The 17,045-nt window shown below is 42.5% G+C and carries 14 protein-coding genes and 2 pseudogenes; 10 read left to right on the top strand and 6 right to left on the bottom strand.

The genetic code is table 11. The annotated features are described in order from the left end of the window. Positions 1-123 precede the first annotated feature (123 nt). Positions 124-1,518 (bottom strand): BspA family leucine-rich repeat surface protein, encoded by a 1,395-nt coding sequence (locus R7P74_RS04600; RefSeq protein WP_053303747.1) that lies wholly within the window; start codon positions 1,516-1,518, stop codon positions 124-126. Positions 1,519-2,509: 991 nt separating this feature from the next. Here R7P74_RS04600 and R7P74_RS04595 point away from each other — a divergent pair. The 5 genes and pseudogenes from R7P74_RS04595 (at position 2,510) to R7P74_RS04575 (ending at position 7,507) form a co-directional block, all read left to right on the top strand. Beyond that, positions 2,510-3,360 (top strand): annotated as a pseudogene (locus tag R7P74_RS04595) (hypothetical protein). A gap of 4 nt (positions 3,361-3,364) precedes the next feature. After that, on the top strand, positions 3,365-4,132 hold the full coding sequence (locus R7P74_RS04590; protein ID WP_080996661.1) for a CDP-alcohol phosphatidyltransferase family protein: 768 nt from the start codon (positions 3,365-3,367) through the stop codon (positions 4,130-4,132). Next, positions 4,125-5,057, top strand: coding sequence for a phosphatidate cytidylyltransferase (locus R7P74_RS04585; protein ID WP_017635765.1), 933 nt, complete (start codon positions 4,125-4,127; stop codon positions 5,055-5,057). Before R7P74_RS04590 ends, R7P74_RS04585 begins: the two co-directional genes overlap by 8 nt. Before the next feature lie 9 nt (positions 5,058-5,066). Further along, positions 5,067-5,711, top strand: a complete 645-nt coding sequence (locus tag R7P74_RS04580) for a lysophospholipid acyltransferase family protein (RefSeq protein WP_225473279.1) — start codon at positions 5,067-5,069, stop codon at positions 5,709-5,711. A 545-nt stretch (positions 5,712-6,256) separates the two neighbouring features. Then, on the top strand, positions 6,257-7,507 hold the full coding sequence (locus R7P74_RS04575; protein ID WP_005375545.1) for a DEAD/DEAH box helicase: 1,251 nt from the start codon (positions 6,257-6,259) through the stop codon (positions 7,505-7,507). 151 nt (positions 7,508-7,658) lie between these two features. On the opposite strand, the gene R7P74_RS04570 is transcribed toward R7P74_RS04575, so the two are convergent. Continuing rightward, positions 7,659-8,075 (bottom strand): VF530 family DNA-binding protein, encoded by a 417-nt coding sequence (locus R7P74_RS04570; protein WP_005375544.1) that lies wholly within the window; start codon positions 8,073-8,075, stop codon positions 7,659-7,661. Between the two features lie 418 nt (positions 8,076-8,493). Between R7P74_RS04570 and R7P74_RS04565 the strand changes: the two genes are divergently transcribed. Then, positions 8,494-9,951, top strand: coding sequence for a DUF3360 domain-containing protein (locus R7P74_RS04565; protein ID WP_054576803.1), 1,458 nt, complete (start codon positions 8,494-8,496; stop codon positions 9,949-9,951). Between the two features lie 131 nt (positions 9,952-10,082). Here R7P74_RS04565 and trpB read toward each other — a convergent pair whose 3' ends face one another. From trpB to R7P74_RS04545, 4 genes and pseudogenes are all read right to left on the bottom strand, one after another. Next, positions 10,083-11,306: a tryptophan synthase subunit beta gene (gene trpB, locus R7P74_RS04560; protein WP_213962373.1), complete on the bottom strand. Its 1,224-nt coding sequence runs from the start codon at positions 11,304-11,306 to the stop codon at positions 10,083-10,085. 426 nt (positions 11,307-11,732) lie between these two features. Further along, positions 11,733-12,014, bottom strand: a pseudogene (locus R7P74_RS04555) (S1 RNA-binding domain-containing protein); the annotation flags it as partial. A gap of 359 nt (positions 12,015-12,373) precedes the next feature. Then, the gene (locus R7P74_RS04550; RefSeq protein WP_005375644.1) at positions 12,374-12,586 is read right to left on the bottom strand and encodes a cold-shock protein; all 213 of its coding nucleotides are present in this window, start codon (positions 12,584-12,586) and stop codon (positions 12,374-12,376) included. Between the two features lie 306 nt (positions 12,587-12,892). Further along, on the bottom strand, positions 12,893-13,141 hold the full coding sequence (locus tag R7P74_RS04545) for a hypothetical protein (protein WP_262657247.1): 249 nt from the start codon (positions 13,139-13,141) through the stop codon (positions 12,893-12,895). Between the two features lie 289 nt (positions 13,142-13,430). Between R7P74_RS04545 and pcp the strand changes: the two genes are divergently transcribed. From pcp to R7P74_RS04525, 4 genes are all read left to right on the top strand, one after another. Then, the gene (gene pcp / locus R7P74_RS04540; protein WP_318122711.1) at positions 13,431-14,069 is read left to right on the top strand and encodes a pyroglutamyl-peptidase I; all 639 of its coding nucleotides are present in this window, start codon (positions 13,431-13,433) and stop codon (positions 14,067-14,069) included. 197 nt (positions 14,070-14,266) lie between these two features. Then, positions 14,267-14,530, top strand: coding sequence for a hypothetical protein (locus R7P74_RS04535; protein WP_005375648.1), 264 nt, complete (start codon positions 14,267-14,269; stop codon positions 14,528-14,530). 63 nt (positions 14,531-14,593) lie between these two features. Beyond that, complete coding sequence (locus R7P74_RS04530) at positions 14,594-15,580, top strand: CobW family GTP-binding protein (protein WP_054576802.1); 987 nt, start codon at positions 14,594-14,596, stop codon at positions 15,578-15,580. Positions 15,581-15,750: 170 nt separating this feature from the next. Further along, positions 15,751-17,043 (top strand): DEAD/DEAH box helicase, encoded by a 1,293-nt coding sequence (locus R7P74_RS04525; protein WP_318122710.1) that lies wholly within the window; start codon positions 15,751-15,753, stop codon positions 17,041-17,043. The last annotated feature ends 2 nt before the right edge of the window (positions 17,044-17,045 follow it).

Raw genomic sequence — 17,045 nt, 5'->3', positions numbered from 1 at the left:
TTGGTGTGTGTACCAATTAGATTATACCGTTTACAATTGAGAACGCTTATTTAGAGAAATAAGTATCCACGCAAATGTACATGCTTTATCAGTGATTTAACTATAGGAAATCTAGAGAAAGGATTAAAGAGTAGATTCTTCAGGATCTGCGTATAAAATAGAATCAAGAGCCCAATCGGATAAATCATAAGAGAAGGACTCTGTACCATGAAGCATTCCCCACATTGAGTTAATATTTCTTATATCCCAATTGCTTATGTCCTGATTAAAAGATTTGGCTCCGTAGAACATAATATAAGTACTATTCACTCCAGTAACATCCCAGTTGGAGATGTCTTGATTAAAATTCTCTGCTTGATAAAACATACCTTTCATGTAGTGCACAGAACCCGTGTTCCAAGATGAGATATCTCCATTAAATTTACTCGCTCCATGAAACATATACGACATATATCGTACACTAGTTGTATCCCATTCTGATAAGTCTTGGTTGAATTTTCTCGCCAGATAAAACATGTAGGACATATTTTCAACATTACTTACATCCCAGAGATTTATGCTATGATCGAATGATACAGCATTAGCAAACATACCTTCCATAGTCTTGACTTTGCTTACATTCCAGCTTGAGATATCCTGATCGAAAGACTTTGCCTTAGCAAACATTCCATTCATATCCTCAACCTTGCCAACGTTCCAGTTTGAAATATCTTGGTTAAAAGAGCTAGCACCACCGAACATAGTTCTCATATTGGTCACATTGGAGACATTCCATTTTGATAGGTCTTGATTAAAAGAGTCTGCTTTCCAAAACATTCCCGCCATGTTGGTTACATTACTAACATCCCAATTAGAAATATCCTGGTTAAAGGAATGCATTTCATAAAAAAGCTTACTCATATCTGTTATTTCAGAAGTATCAACGTTTGATATATCCTCCTTGAAGTAGAGCATCGCCTTAATATCATCGACAGTAACCTTCATTGGAAGAAATTTGGGTCTATGCTCATCCGTCAGCGCTGAAGTCATTTCATCATCATCGTAATTGAAAGTCATATAGTTGGCCACATTCAAGACATTCCAAGCACTCAAGTCCTGATTAAAGGTCCTAGCCGCAAAGAACATGGCTGTCATATCCGTCACATTACTAACATTCCACCCCGATATGTTCTGGTTGAAAGAATGAGTATGGCTAAACATATTGGTCATATTGGTAACGTTACTAACATCCCATCCAGAGATATCCTGATTAAACGCTTTAGCATCATGAAACATATAGGACATGTTAGTAACGTTACTAACATCCCATCTAGAGATATCTTGGTTAAATGTATGCCTATGAGCAAAAAGTCTACTCATATCTTTAATTTTAGAAACATCTACCTGAGTTACATCTCTACCTGCTTTGATCATTTCAACCAATTCTTGCCGCATAAGCGGATGTGTTGGGGTAGCTTCTTTTTCGCAGCCTGCCAGTAAAAATAATCCTATCAAAAGAATTGGCTGTAACTTCTGCATTATCTTCCCTTATTCAATAAAACTTAACCTGTTGTATATTATGTCTATTCTACTATAAAAAACAGACGAAGCTTTCCATATACAAGGTGCCCCTCTAAATTTTAGTTGACCACTACAACACAACTGTTCAGCATATGTTTTATTTTTAAACTCCATATCAGCAATGGCTAACATACTTACAGTATCTGTTTATATTAGCCTCAATGTTGTTTCTAATGACTTATCCCCAATCATCAAATGAATGATTGGTACGTTCACGTCATTATGTTCCAGTCATACTGCAAAAGTGCTTCTACCGATTAGTATGCTAGGATGCTCACCATCTTTTAACCGCAAAGAATTTTGTTAACTGTCCATTCTTCTTCACAATATCACGAACTTGGATGCGGTATATCTCTAGTGTTGTCATTCCACTATCCAAGAATAACCTCATTAGACAAGCATTTAGCTCTGGTATTTAGGTAATGACCTTGAAGAGTCAAGCTTTGCCTTTATCCTCGGTGAGCGTGGGTAGTGCCATGTGTGTTATTTCCTGTTTTACATCAAGAAACACACACGCTAGCAGTGGCAAGCTAAGAAATCAGTGATCTAGATATTGGTGTGATTGGCTTTAAGGGAAAACTGAATGATTGTCATTGCTCATTCATTTGCAATGAATAAAAATTTTTTATAGGCCAAAATTAAGTAACGTCAGGCGGAGCATGTGAACTAAAACGCTTTTGTCCAGAAATTTTACCGTGGGCAACTTCTAACGCAAAAGTGCCCCAAAACTCGCTAGACCAAACACTCTAGAAGATCTGTGTCGTTCATTTTACCCTACGAAAAGTTATCCGATAGAATGTAACCCAACACTATTGAGCCTTCATTGTGCCTGTTTGGTCTGTCAAATTGTCTATTTAACTGGTTAAATCATCAGGTAATCTTTTTGAGGATGATAAATAACTGAAAATATTGTTATTATCCTTTTTATTTATCAGTAAAACCGACTCCCATGAGATATGAATCCGCTCCGTAGCCCAAAAAGAAAGACAAGAAACAACTAGAGAACGAGTAGCTCGCCAACGTCGAGAGCGCAGGAAGAGGGAAGAGTTGAGGTATACCGCGAGCGATGAAAAGCGAAGGACAGAAATTAGAGAGAGGGTTCTTAGAGATAGACAAGAGGCTGGATTAGGTCAAATCTCTCAAGGTTTAAAAACGCCTCAAATTCTGAGCGATTCTACCGGGCAACAGTGTTCACTTGAAGATGAAATGGCTAAAAATCATCAACATATACTTATTACTGATTTAGAAGATGCGTACAAGATATTGCATAACGTTTGGCTCGATTCTGGTTGCGAGTATTAATGCAGCAAAATCATGGTTCAACCACACAGAGCCGATGTTTGACGCCGCGTCTATTGCTAAGCAATTCGGGGATATGAACATTAAGGCGGATCTTGTTGAGAGCAGAGGAAAAATCATTGTCGCATTCAATGGGACAGATCAGAACGGGAAAGCACTCAAACATGCGTTTGTGAATGGCGCTCGTATCAACATGAACCGAAAAAATACTCGCTTAACTCATTTAAAGCAATGCAACCGGGTTTTAGCCCGAAATCTAGGGTTGCAAACTTTAAAGGTGCAGGAGCTTTAACGTTTGTTGTATCGGCGAGTATTGCTGCCAGTGACCTAGTGTTTAAAGATGATTACCACCTAGTGTATTGGTTTGGGAATGTTCGCTCTGACATGTTCAAATTTATACTCCAGAGCGCACATGGTGAGGCCGCGTTGTTTGCTGCTGCTTTCTTAGGTCAACCAATAATTATATGTGCAATTGCTGTAACAGCGACAAAACTTATTTAAGGACATGGACTGCATGGAATCCAAAAACGAGTCTAATCGACGCCCTCTTGCAGTGCGTAAAATCTCAGTTATCAAACGAATTGCTATTTGGCTGAGCCAAAAAAACATTACCCCTAACCAAATCTCACTGATGAGCATCCTCTTTGCCGCTATTGGCCTTGCTTTTGCAGCTAGTTATCGCTTCTGGCCTACGCCAATTTGGTTAGTGCTGTTCGCTCTGATGGTTCAAATGCGGTTATTGTGCAATCTATTTGACGGAATGGTCGCTGTAGAAGGTGGGAAGAAAACCCCTGCTGGTGAGTTGTTTAACGATGTTCCAGACCGTATTGCCGATCCGCTGTTGATTATCGCTGCTGGTTTCGTTGCTCATTCAGCATTTTCTATGCCTCTAGCTTGGATTGCGGCACTATTAGCGGTACTCTCAGCTTACATTCGCGTTTTGGGTGTTAGCATGGACTGCTCGGCCGACTTTCGAGGACCAATGGCTAAGCAGCATCGAATGGCCCTACTCACAGTAACTCTTTTAGTAATGGCGATTAACCATTGGTTTACGTTATCACTTGGCATTTATTTGATGGACATATCGCTTGCAATCATGGTAATTGGCTGTGCTGTAACTTGTTGGCGTCGTTTGGTATGTATTTTTAATGCTAAAAAAGAACTCGCTAACTTATTATTGAACCATGAAAAAAATCATCAGGCCAAGCATTCTAAGTCTCTAACAGCCAACGAGACAATCGATAAGGCGGTAGGTGAAACTAACCATGATTAATATCCCTACGCATTCGTTATACATGATGGCCGCCATCACACTCGTACTAGTGATTGGCACTTTGGTTTACCTGTATTTGTCACGCCATAATCTTAATAAGGATTACCACGAGCTTAAACTTCGCATTCGTTCTTGGTGGTGGATGATCGGAATCGTCTTTGTTGTGCTCTATCTGCCCACTCAATACACGCTGATTTCTGTCGCCTTTTTGAGTTTTATGGCGCTGAAAGAGTTTCTCTCTGTAGTACCAACGCGCATGACAGATCGACGTGTGATCTTCTGGGCTTACCTTTCGATCCCGTTTCAATACTACTGGTTATCAATCGGTTGGTATGGCATGTATATCATCTTTATTCCTGTCTTCACCTTCCTCTATCTTCCAATGGTCGCGGTGCTGATTGGTGATACCAAAGGTTTCATTCGCTCAGCAGGTATCATTCACTGGGCGCTAATGCTGACGGTATTTTGTGTTAGTCATATGGCATATTTATTGGTATTGCCCAGCAAGAATCCAGAGACCGGTTCAATGGGAATGCTACTGTTCTTATTGGTATTCACTCAGTTTAGTGATGTTTGTCAATACGTATGGGGTAAGAGCTTCGGTAAACACAAAATCGTACCGAAAGTCAGTCCAAACAAAACATGGGAAGGCTTTATTGGTGGTGCGGCAACCATCATCATCACTAGCTATTTTGTGGCACCTTACCTGACACCATTAACTTCAGTTCAAGGTTTAGTTGCAGGGATGATTATCGCCTTGAGTGGCTTTATTGGCGATTTGGTAATTTCATCGGTTAAACGTGACTTACAAATTAAGGATACCAGCCAGTTTATCCCCGGCCATGGCGGCATTTTAGATCGTATTGATAGCCTGATGTTCACCGCCCCCTTATTCTTCCACTATATTTATTACCTCTACTACTAAGAAGACGATATGAAAATTTTAAAAGTTTTGTTCGTCTTGCTGTTTGTGAAACCACTGGTGTTTGTTGGTTTGGGGCTCAACATCATTAATCGGCAAAATCTGCCAAGCAATGGTCCTATGGTGGTCGCGGCTAACCACAATAGTCATCTCGATACTTTGGTATTACTGGCACTCTTTCCTATCAGTATGGTACATAAGGTGCGTCCTGTGGCAGCAGCCGATTACTTTCTCAAAAACAAAGTATCAGCATGGTTATCACTCAATATTTTGGGCATTATTCCCATCCATCGTTCACCGAGTAAAAGCGAGCGGCATACTGTATTTGATGAGTGCCATAAGGCACTTAATCAAGGAGATATCTTGATTGTCTTTCCTGAAGGTAGTCGCGGTGAACCTGAAACTATGAGCGGGTTAAAGAAAGGGATTTATCACTTAGTTAATGAACATAAAACTTGTCCTGTCATTCCGGTGGTGATGCGCGGATTAGGTCGAGCGCTCCCTAAAGGAACAGCGATGCTTGTTCCTTTTAACTGTGATGTTGTATTGGGAGTGCCAATCGCGAGGTTTGAAAATGCAGATGACTTTCTAATAACCATGCAAGTTGAATATCAACAGCTTGCACAAGCATGTATTGTGACTAACCACGAAGAGTAGATACGTTCTAGCTCGACAGTACTCCATTATCGTTTAAAGCAAGAGCCCCAAAAACTTAGGGAATCCGTTTGTCTTACTAGATCCGAACCAGCAATTTTGGACACTGAATTAAGTAATTTTCTATACTTGAAGTTACTCGTACATTACTAATTTAAGTAGAAGTTCTAAGTAACTTTGCCCACCTGCAAGCTATAGTATTTTCTCAAGCTATATTAAGTTCTTAAAACCGCAGAGCTTAAATAGTGTGGTTAAGCCTTTGATTCGGATGTGGCCTGCCTTTGTAATCTCTTTCCCCAAAATACAATGTGTTTTGTTTTACAGGAGTCAGAATGCCTGGCTCCTTTTCCCTTTGCTTGTCGTGAGCTCTACCATCTTGGTCGTAGAGTATTGGTTACCGAAACCATTAACTCATGTTAGTGAAAGGAAATTCCTGAGCCCTATAGTGCTTCTTTCACCAATCTTCTGTTTGGGCCATTATTTCTAACATCCAGACGCGAAATAGCATAAGATACACGGCCTTTACTAGCACTGAGCCACTCATCGTAATGACAGATAAAACACAGCAAGCGACATTTGCCGATCTTGGCCTGATTCCAACATTAGTCGAGCGACTAGAAGCGTTGGAATACAGCCAACCGACGCCCATTCAATCCCGTTCTATTCCTGATATCCTTGAAGGGAAAGATATTATTGGTGGTGCCAATACGGGGTCTGGTAAAACCGCTGCTTTTTCGCTGCCAATCTTGCAAAAAATTGTTCAGCAAGACGAATCAAACAATCGCCGTGGCAACTTCGTTTCCCACCTGATTTTAGTACCAACTCGTGAGTTGGCATCACAGGTGGCATATAACGTCAAATCTTACTCATACCATCTCAGAGATAAGATCAAAACGGTTGCCGTATTTGGTGGTGTATCGGTGAACCCACAAATGCTGGCGCTTCGTGGTGGCTGTGACATCATTGTTGCAACGCCGGGTCGATTACTTGATCTGGTATCCAGTAACGCGATTAAGTTGGACCAAGTAAAAACGCTTGTTCTTGACGAAGCCGACCGAATGTTGAGCCTCGGATTTACCGAAGAACTGAATAAGATTCTTGCGTTACTACCAGAGAAGAAACAGACGCTGTTATTTTCTGCTACTTTCCCTGATAAAGTCACGACGCTGGCTCAGCAGTTGCTCCGCGACCCTGTTGAAGTTCAGTTGCAGAGCGCAGAAGCCAGCACTTTGGTGCAGCGCGTGTTTAGTGTAAATAAAGGTGAGAAGACGGCGGTACTCGCGCACTTAATCAAACAGCATCAGTGGCGACAGACTTTGATTTTTGTGAATGCTAAGAATGCCTGTAACCATTTAGCTCAAAAGCTGTCAAAACGCGGTATTACCGCTGAAGTTTTCCATGGTGATAAAGGGCAGGGCGCTCGTACTCGTGTCCTTGACGGTTTTAAGTCTGGCGAGATTCAAGTTCTTATTGCCACCGATATCGCAGCACGCGGCCTTGATATTGAAAAACTTCCAGTGGTGATTAACTTCGATCTTCCGCGTAGCCCTGCTGATTATATGCATCGAATCGGTCGTAGTGGTCGTGCTGGTGAAGTAGGTTTAGGGTTATCTCTTATCGATTACGACGACTACCACCATTTCAAAGTGATAGAAAAGAAAAATAAGTTCCAACTTGAACGCGAGCAGGTAGTCGGTTTTGAAGTGGAAGACGATCAGAGTGAAGCCTACTTTTTACCAATGAAGCCGCGAGCGAAGCCAGCAGGTACGGGTAAAAAGAAGAAAAAGCGTAATCAATAGAAAACGTAAACTACATGTGATTTTACTTACGGGAGTTGCTGGAGAAAGGGAATGCTCACTAGCTTGAGTCTTCGCTTCTAGCCATTCCTTTAAAGAACAATAGAGCCCTGCTGGAGCTACCAGTAGGGCTCTATTGCTTTTCAAGATAGTGTTATTGGCGACGAGCAGGGCGTCCGCGAGGTGAACGCTTTTTAAATGCAGACGCTGCTTTAGCTTGTGACTTAAGAATAGAGTCAACGGTTAGCGGCATTGGCTCTTTAGGTTCAAGGCCATGAGGGAAGGTACGAGCTCTTGGTGGTAAGTTGTATTCTTCTTCGCTCGCGCGTGGCATACGCTTAAAGCGATAAAGGTAAAAGTTTTCTAATTTTTCTCTCGCCCATTCGGTTTTCTTTAAATACTTCACGCTACTTGCAATCGAAGGCTTAGTGTTAAAGCAATTAAAACGCATTGCTGTATCTAGAATGTCCCAGCCGTAAAAATCTACTAACTCTTGCAACATAGTCTCTAGCTTTAACCCGTGCAGTGGATTGTTCTGTTGCAGCTCGATTCTCTCTTCGTCAGTCATCATTTTTAAGGGCCTTACTCATTAAAGGGCGGAGTTTAACAAAGTATACAATGCAGAGATATCTATAGTTACTTTGCGATGGATGCGAGCACAGTGCTCTCTACCTTGAAAGTATAAATCGGAATTGGCCGCTCTACTTGGCTCTCTGCTCAAAAATGACTCTTAAAAGTTCAAGCGTCCCAGCTCGATGTTAAATTATTGTGTAATAAGTGAGATTTTTGTTGTTCTTTTACTAATGTCTAATATTCCTACCCATAGCAACACATGCTTAATAAGCTCAAAATCAAAATTGGTTCATGCCGCTTTCTTAGTATGGCCTAGAAGTTTGATGTGGGTGTTGTCTCGTATTGGTCGAAGGTCTGTCTACCAAGCGAAACTCTAGTTGACGTAGTTCAACGTTGAAACATAAAAGGATGACTCAATGTCTGACAAAAGTAAGACTTTTTACAGGGATGTGCGCAAAAAACCGCATGAATTTGAAAACCGAGAAGACTTTCTAAATCATGATTTAACAGTCATGAGCTTCCGTCGCTGGGGAATTCATTTGCCCTCACGTGATTACAGTATTGAAATTGAAGACTGGGTACCTGCATTAGCAGCAACCATTGGTAAAGTGGTTATGGTCACTGCCATGGTTTCCGCTTTTGCTGCTCAGTTTGGTTTATCTCCGGAATTCATTGCAGAAAACGTGCGTTACGAATTACTTATCGCTGGAGCCCTGTTCGTCATCCTGTTTTCTGCCATCTTAAACCCGAATGCAAACTTAGCGGGTACCCATGGTCCAATGATACCGCTGATTCCTATGATCGCAGCTGCAGGAGGGCACCCTCTCGCGCTAGGTTTGATGGTATGTGTTTTTGGTTTAATTCTCGCTTTAACCAAAGGTGGCTCTAAACTCATGACTCTGACTGGTATCGGGGTTCGAGGAGGGTTGTTGATCTACCTTGGTGCTGTTGGGTTGCTCGGGCAAATTAATAAGACGGAAGCGTGGGCTGCAAGTACGGACCAAGGTTACATTTCGTTTGTGGTCATAGGCCTAACCGTTATGGTTTACGCTTACTTAGCCAAGATCAATAAACGTTGGCTCGCTATCCCATTGTGCTCTGCACTCGCGGGTATTGTTGCTTATTTGATGGGCGCTGAGTTTGCTTTTACCACAGAGCCGGGCCTGCCTAATTTCAGTCCATTCTACTGGTGGGGGGAAGATACAGGCTGGCAGCTAGGCTGGCCAACCCTAGAGCACTTTATTGCCGTGACTCCATTTGCTCTACTGGCTGTCGCTATGTGGTCCCCTGATTATCTCGGCCATCGTGTGTTTCAAGAACTTAACTACCCGAAAGAAGCGAAAGGCGTACTAATGGATGTCGACGACACGATGGTCGGAGCATCTGTTCGTCAGGGGGTTGGTTCACTCTTAGGGGGCGGAAACCTAGCTTCTTCTTGGGGAACGTACATGATTCCTGCCGCAATTGCCAAGCGTCCTATTCCAGGTGGCGCACTGTTAACGGGTTTCATGTGTATTGCGGCGGCGGTAATTGGCTACCCAATGGATCTAGCAATGTGGGAACCTGTTCTGCGCGTTGCTTTGATTGTGGGTGTATTCTTACCACTGCTTGAAGCCGGTATGCAGATGATCCATAAACATAAAGATTCACTCAGTGCAGGTATCTGTATTTTTGCCTGTGCATTCGTTAATCCTGTCTTCGGTTGGGCAATCACGATGCTGTTGGATAACCTCGGGCTTATCGGCGACCATGAGCGTGCTAACGAACTATCGCGCAAAGATAAATATCTGATTCCTGGCACTGCGTTTATCGTTTGTGCAGGCTCCCTTGCTGTTGTTGGTCAGCTTCCAGGCATTCCAGCTCTTATCGGTTAATCGAATTATGCTTTTAAGGCATAGTGGGATTGGTGAATAAAAGGACTTGCTTCTTAAAATACAAGACACAAACAAAAAGCTACCTAGTACCAGGTAGCTTTTTGTATATAGGGTTAGGCTACGGAGTTAGGCTATATGAGTGATTCAATGCCGTATTTTGCGCCGTAGTGTTCAACGACAAAATCAATGTCTTTGTCACCACGGCCTGATAAGTTGATCAAAATCGAGCCGGTTTCTCCTTGCTGCGCGAGTTTAATTGCGTAAGCGACAGCGTGTGAGGATTCAATAGCAGGGATTATTCCCTCTTCACGAGACAGCTCAAAGAAGGCATCAATCGCTTCGTCATCGGTGATTGAGCCGTAATTGACACGGCCAATGTCTTTTAAGTAACTATGCTGAGGTCCAACCGATGGGTAATCCAAGCCACTTGCTACAGAGTGCACTTCCTGAGGTTCACCTTGTGCATCTTTAAGCATGTAAGACTTAAATCCGTGCATGATACCTGGCTCACCGAGTGTGAGTGTTGCAGCATGCTCGCCAACCTTTTGCAAAGAGCGGCCCGCAGGTTCAACGCCGTGAATGGCGACTTGTTCATCCTCTAAGAAAGCAGTAAATAGCCCCATCGCGTTAGAACCACCTCCAACGCATGCGACGAGATTATTGGGTAACTTGCCGGTCATTTCTTTGAATTGAACTCGTGCTTCGTTACCGATAATTGATTGGAAATCTCGTACCATTTTAGGGAATGGGTGAGGGCCAACGACAGAGCCTATCGCATAAAGTTGTGTATCAGGATCTTTCAGATAAGCTTCGAATGCAGAATCTACCGCTTCTTTGAGGGTTTTGCGCCCATGAGTGGCAGGAATGACATTAGCACCAAGGATTCTCATGCGGACGACATTCGGATGTTCTTTGGCGATATCAACTTCACCCATGTAAATATCGCATTTCAAGCCAACCAATGCCGCGGCTGTAGCAAGCGCAACACCGTGTTGCCCTGCGCCAGTTTCAGCAATCAGTTTCTTCTTACCCATCTTTTTAGCGAGAATGGCTTCCCCTAAGCAGTGGTTAATTTTATGTGCGCCTGTATGGTTTAAGTCTTCGCGCTTTAGGTAGATGTCTGCTCCGTATTTTTTAGACAAGTTTTCCGCATGGAAGATTGGGCTAGGTCGTCCAACAAAGTGCTTATACAAGCGAGCGAGTTCCGCTTTAAATTCAGGATCTTTGCTGCATTCCTCATAAGCTGCGTTGATGTCATGCATGATTTGTTCAAGCTCAGGTGGAACAAAGCTACCACCGTATTCACCAAAGTATCCTTCTTCGTTGGGCATAGTGAGATCAAACGAGTTTTTCATTATTTACATCCTAGTTAACGAAAGTATTGATACTTTTATACCCAAAATTTAGAAGTGGTTGTGTGATCAGTTGCTTAAATCAGAGTTCGCGATCTAGTGCACTAGTTAAAAAGTACAGCTTGTGTAGGGGATAATAGTTGTGATGTAGAATCAGGTGGTTTGAATAGGTGCAAAAAAGCCTCGAGAGATCCTAGGCTGTCATAAGAACCTCTCGAGGCAAACAGAATGCTGGAAATACACTCTGCGATGGTGTCTGGAAACAAAAATTAGATTCGTTTCCTTTGTCAGATATTAGGGTTTTAGAATGAGTCGATGTCAGCGAAATGTCACAAGTTAATTGCGGTATTAAAAGCTTATTTTTTATTTTTGATTAATGGATTAGAAAGTAACCTAAAACAGGCTAACCTACCGCGTGTTCCGCATCTTTTAAGTTGAACATGTCTTTCTTTGTTTCGAATCGGTGTCTTTAACCAACACGTGCACTTTGGTCCCTAAAGTAAACGTGGCGCTCTGGATGGAAATTTTTTGTTTGACTGCATCAAATTCGAACTCACCATTTTGGAAAGTTGGTAAAGGAATGAGACCTTCGATTCGGTTTTCCTCTAACTCAACAAATGCTCCGAAGTGTGTGAATCCAGACGCTGTCCCTATGAAGTGTTGTCCGATAAATGGCTTCATGTAATGGCATTTCAGTGCAAACTCAATCTCTCAGCTAGGGATAATGTGCTCGTAATTATTAGAATTTATTTATTGAGCAGATATATTTAATTTCATTTTTTCTCTTATATTCGCCAATCGCTTTTATTTTATAAACTTTATTTTTATGAGCAAAGCATGAAGCGAAGTGATTCAGATATGAATGAGATTAATTTAGTTCCAAACTGGAATTACAAGGTAGGTTGTGTGATTACCTAAAGATGTATACCAAAGTGACTTTATTGAAAGTGATTAATGATGGTGTGGGAGAGGTAAGTGATTTGGGTATATAAACTTAGATAGAGAATAGTAAGGGCAGTAACAAGTGGAAGGGGATTGTGGCACCAACAACATTGATGCCACACAAAGAATTACAGTGCAGTTACTTCAGCTGCTTGTAAACCTTTGTTACCTTGTTCAACAACGAACGATACTTTTTGGCCTTCAGTAAGAGTTTTGAAGCCTTCAGAAACAATAGAACGGAAGTGAACGAATACGTCATCACCGCCATTGTCTTGAGAAATAAAACCAAAACCTTTAGTTTCGTTGAACCATTTTACTGAACCAGTTAATTTATTAGACATAGATACCTCTATATTTGATTGTTTTAAATATTGAATTTTTAGCTAATATCAAGTGCTACTATATGATTTTAGAGATAACTATTTTGTCGCAGGAACGTAAACGAGGAATTCGATGTGGAACTGAGAGAAACTTTGATCTTTAATTACATTAATAGCTCTTTCCGTAAGAGCTGATGTGCAGTATACCGACAAAATTAATAAAGGCTAGCCTTTTCTTTTTTATTTTTTGAGTACGCCAAGCGCATTGCTTTCAAAGCATACGCTTGGTGTATAAGACGGCGTGATGTTATAGGTGGCGTCGAGCGCTTAGTGTTTTCTGGTTGGGCCGTTACGAACAATGTCTTTACCATTGTCATATACGTGCTGCGAAACCCAGCGACCAAGGAGCAATTGGTGCTTTTCTCCTAATACGGCAACAAATGGACGGCCATCGGTATTAGAGGTGGCTAGCGCAACGCCAGTGACACCTTCAAGGCCGAGAGCGCCGCCTTCTACTAAATGCAGAAATGCCTCTAACTCTTCAATCGTTTCGATTACATGGTTATCAATATTCATTGTATTCAATCTCTTCGAATTGCATTGCGGTCGCGTACTCTACCTAAGTTAAGCGTGGAAACCAAGCTTCTACGTGCGTCATGTAATGAGAGAACCTTGCCCTGCAACTAATCATCAATAAGTTAGTCTCGATAGTCCGGAACTTGCCTAGATTCAATGAGGCAGAAAACACTCTCTGGTTAGACATGAGTCACATAATGTTGTCTGGTATATCTCATCAATACTTTTGCTATTGGATGGGGTGAAGGGGAGTGCAATAATTTGTAAAACTCTTTTCCTAAAGGCTGTTATGAAGAAAGTCCTGATTACCGGTTTTGAACCTTTTGGTGGTGACGCCATTAACCCTGCCTTAGAAGCGGTCAAGCAATTAGAGGCTGCGGCCATAAAAGGCGGTGTGATAGTTACTTGCCCAGTCCCCGTAGCTCGATACGACTCGGTGAAAGTCGTTATTGAAGCAATAGAAGCGCACCAGCCAGACTGTGTGATTACTGTAGGGCAAGCGGCCGGGCGTAGCGCGATAACCCCAGAGCGTGTCGCAATCAATGTCGATGATTTTCGTATTCCAGATAACGTTGGTTATCAACCGATTGATGAACCCGTGGTGGCTGAGGGTCCTGATGCTTACTTCTCGACACTACCGATAAAGCGTGTTGTGCAAACGTTGCAAACGCAGGGTATACCTAGCCAGATTTCCAACAGTGCTGGAACATTTGTATGTAACCATCTCTTTTATGGGATCCAACATTACTTGAAAGACAATCCGATTCGTCACGGGTTTGTTCATATTCCTTTATTGCCAGAACAAGCAGCAGATGGCAGTCAGCCTTCTATGTCTTTGGACATGATAGTCGAAGGACTAAAGCTGGTGGCGCAAGTTTGTATTGCCAATGATAGCGATATCCTGATAAGCGGTGGAACGATTTGCTAGTAAGTGTTTTAAAATCCAGTAAGTGTCTGAAAGATAATAATAAGCTCGTCGTTTGATGTTGTAGTAAATGTTAGCTTTGTCAAATTTCACAAGTAGCGAAAGGAGTAGCATTGAATAGTCAGGTTGGATGTTGTTCAAACTGGCATTCCTCTAGTACAGGAGGTGTTAGGGGCTAACTTTACGAAAGGCGAGTTATTATGAAAAGCAACAAAAGTAAGTCAATCGCACTTATCTCTGTCGTTGTTTTCGCGTTGGCTATTGCTGCGCTTAAATTCGAAAACACGCTCGGAGTTCTTCCCATCGTAGTCGCTATTATCGCGTTTTTTACTTGCGTTATTTATACCAGTAGATACCTGTCTGATATGAAGCGTTCAGAGTTGATAAGTCAACCCAAACAAGCTCGAAAAATGTGTTCCAACGCATCACGTAATGAGCTTGATGCGTGCGATAAAAAGCGTTGAAGCGAGTCACATTCTCCGTATACTTTGCTGGAGCATTAATGCACTAACGTGTCGGAGATAAGCATGTCAAATCGAGTACCAACCAACATACTGACCGGATTTTTGGGTGTCGGTAAAACGACCACGATTTTAAATCTACTGAAGAACAAACCGGAAAAAGAAAACTGGGCGGTTTTGGTCAATGAATTTGGTGAGATTGGCATCGACGGTGCATTGATGACCGACCAAGGCGCGCTGATTAAAGAAGTGCCGGGTGGTTGTATGTGCTGCACTGCGGGTGTGCCGATGTCGGTAGGTATCACCGCATTATTGCGTCAAAAACCGGACCGTTTATTGATTGAGCCGACAGGCCTTGGTCATCCAAAACAGGTTATCGCGACGCTTACCTCACAGCAGTATGAACCTTACGTTGATCTTAAAGCGACGATTGCCTTGGTTGATCCGCGTAACTTAAGTGATGAAAAGTATCTTTCTAACCAAAACTTCGTGGACCAGTTAGACAGTGCAGATGTGGTTATTGGTAGTAAGGTTGACCTATGTTCCAGCCACGACCTTGATGTGTTTAATGACTGGGTGACGGACCAATCCCCTTCAAAAGTATTCAGTAAGCTTATTCATGACGGTGAGTTGCCGATAGAAGTCTTGGATATTGAGCGGGTTTACGGCAGCGCTTCTTCCCATATCGAGTCACATCATCATGACCACGCTCATCAAGAGCCTCAATTCCAGTTGGCGCTTGGTGAAGCCTTTGTGCGCAAAGAGAACAAAGGGCAGGGTTATTTTAGTTGTGGGTGGTTGTTTGGGGCAGAGTATAAGTTTGATTTTGAAAAGCTTTTCTCTATGCTGTCGGACTTGACCGCAGAGCGTGTTAAAGCAGTGGTCAATACGGATCAAGGTTGTTACGCGTTTAATGTTGCCAACCGAGTCGTGTCGGTGAATGAAATCAGCTTAGAAGGCTTTGAATCACGATTAGAAGTGATAGATTCTCAGCTGTTGCCATGGGATGAGCTTGAGCGAATTCTCCTTCAGTTATCTGGCATCAAACATTAAATCGCGCAAAGGTTAAACGAAAACGGTGAACCACTAATATATCTGTGCTCACCGTTTTTTCTTTTGTAGGATTTCAATGAGAAAAGTGAGATAAATCACTCAAATTCGGGTATAGTGCACGGCTAAATTTTTAAAGCTATTTTTAGTGGTTTGTTTAAGGAATACGCTCAATGTCATTTTCATCTCAAGGTTTTGCGCCAGAAGTGGTTAAAGCACTGGCAGAATGCGGTTATGAAAAGTTAACGCCAATTCAACAGAAGGCGATTCCAATGGCTCGCAAAGGCCATGATATTTTCGCTACAGCACAAACAGGTACTGGTAAAACGGCTGCGTTTTCTCTGCCTATGATTCAGCAGTTGCTAGACAGTAACCGTAGCGCTTCTCGTAAGACTGCTCGCGCACTTATCTTGGCTCCAACTCGTGAGCTTGCTGAACAAATTGCTGACAACATCAAAGCTTACACGAAGTACACGAACCTGTCGGTGGCTGCGATTTTCGGTGGCCGTAAAATGTCTTCTCAAGTAACGGCATTAGAAAACGGTGTAGATATCCTAGTGGCTACACCTGGTCGATTGGAAGAGCACATTGAACAAGGTAATGTCTCGGTCGCACACTTAGAGTTTTTAGTGTTTGATGAAGCAGACCGTATCTTGGACATGGGCTTTATTCACGCAGTACGTAAGATCATGCTAGATGTGGATACTGATCCGCAAATTATGATGTTTTCTGCAACGACTTCGAGCCAACTAAATCTGCTAGCAAAAGATATCCTGCGTAAGCCTAAGCGTATTGAAGTTGAGCGAGCGAATACGACAGCACAGACAGTTGCTCACGTGTTATATCCAGTTGATCAAGAGCGAAAAACGGAACTGCTTTCGGAACTGATTGGTCGTAAGAACTGGAAACAAGTGTTGGTATTTGTGAACTACAAAGAGACCGCAAACGACGTTGTAAAAGAGCTGAAACTTGATGGTATCAAAGCGGTGGTTTGTCATGGTGACAGAGCTCAAAGTGCTCGTCGTCGTGCGTTAGAAGAGTTCAAGTCCGGTAAAGCACGTGTCATGGTGGCTACCGATGTCGCTGCTCGAGGTCTAGATATTGAAGATTTACCTCACGTTGTGAACTATGACATGCCTTTCCTAGCGGAAGATTACGTTCACCGAATTGGTCGTACAGGTCGTGCAGGTAAACAAGGCCATGCTGTTTCATTTGTAAACCGAGATGAAGAGCTCACGGTTGTTCAGGTTGAAAATCTAATCCAGCAGCGAATTCGCCGTATTGAGCTTGCAGGCTATGAACCAAAACAGCGTGAATCTTACATTGAAAAGCTGCACTCAAAACCAGTGTTTAAGAATCGTCAAGGTCGTCGTAATAACCCGAACCAGTCGGCAACAGACCAAGGGTCGGCAGAGCGTCGTCTTGCTATGGTGAAGCGCCTGAAAGCGCGTCGTGGCGCAAAGTAAAT

The sequence above is a fragment of the Vibrio sp. 2033 genome (genome assembly GCF_033339735.1).
The sequence above is the reverse complement of the archived record's forward strand: the minus strand, read 5'-3'. Positions and strand labels throughout refer to the sequence as shown.